This is a genomic window from Nocardia sp. NRRL S-836, from assembly GCF_001279525.1.
In the GTDB taxonomy this organism is placed as follows: Bacteria; Actinomycetota; Actinomycetes; order Mycobacteriales; family Pseudonocardiaceae; genus Lentzea.
This window is the reverse complement of sequence record NZ_LGDY01000182.1, coordinates 1-806: the sequence shown is the minus strand read 5'-3', so window position 1 is coordinate 806 and position 806 is coordinate 1. Positions and strand designations below refer to the sequence as shown.

Below are 806 nucleotides of genomic sequence, written 5' to 3'. Positions count from 1 at the left end.
GAGCGCGGTTGGTCAGAGCGCGGTTGGTCAGAGCGCGGTTGGTCAGAGCGCGGTTGGTCAGAGCGCGGTTGGTCAGAGCGCGGTTGGTCAGAGCGCGGTCGCTCTGCGCGTGAATGCTCAGGGCGTGGCTCCGGCCGTGACTGGTCCGGGCGGGACTGGTCCGGGCGGGGCTGGTCCGGGCGCGGCTGCTGGTCGGGGCGTGCGGGCTCTGGACGGGACTGCTCGGGGCGGGTCCGGTCGTGCTCGGGCTGGGTTTGCGGTTGGGTTTGCGGCTGGTCGGGGCGGCGTTCCTCGTCGGGGCGAGGTTGCTGGTCCGGGCGCGTGGGCTCCGGGCGGGGCTGTTCCCGGCGGGGTTGGTCGCGCTCGGGCTGTTCCTGCGGCTGGCCATACCTGGGGAACTGGCGCTGGTCTTGGAGCGAGGTTTCCTTGCGCGGCTCGGCCTTCGGGCGGTCGGTCTCGGGCTTCTGCGGTGGGGCCGGTGCCTGCGAGGGAAGTTCGAACCACGACTGGTCCTGTGTGTCCTGCCGCGCCTGTTCGGCCGGTCGCTCGGGGCGGTCCTGGCCGGGTTCTGGGCGCGGGGCTTCTTCGCGGGGCTGGTCGGGTTGCAGTTGGCCGGAACGCGACAGCTGCTCGGCGTGGTCCGCCTCCGGCTGGTGGCGGGGGTGCTCGACTCGCGCCGTTTCGTCGGGGCGGGACGGGCGGTCCTCGGGTGCGCCGGTGTCGGTCTTGGGTGGGACCGGCAGTTGGGTGGTGGCCTGCTCCTGCTTCGGCGCGGGCTCGGGCGCGGGGGCGGGCTGTTCAGGGGC

Annotated in this window: 2 protein-coding genes; both read left to right on the top strand. The window is 73.8% G+C overall.

Features of this window, described 5'->3' with window-relative positions; translation table 11 throughout:
* Window positions 1–8 precede the first annotated feature (8 nt).
* Window positions 9–113, top strand: a complete 105-nt coding sequence (locus ADL03_RS51005; RefSeq protein ID WP_369809101.1) for a hypothetical protein — start codon at window positions 9–11, stop codon at window positions 111–113.
* 126 nt (window positions 114–239) lie between these two features.
* On the top strand, window positions 240–806 hold a 567-nt coding region (locus ADL03_RS44650; RefSeq protein ID WP_157529806.1), incomplete at its 3' end, for a hypothetical protein.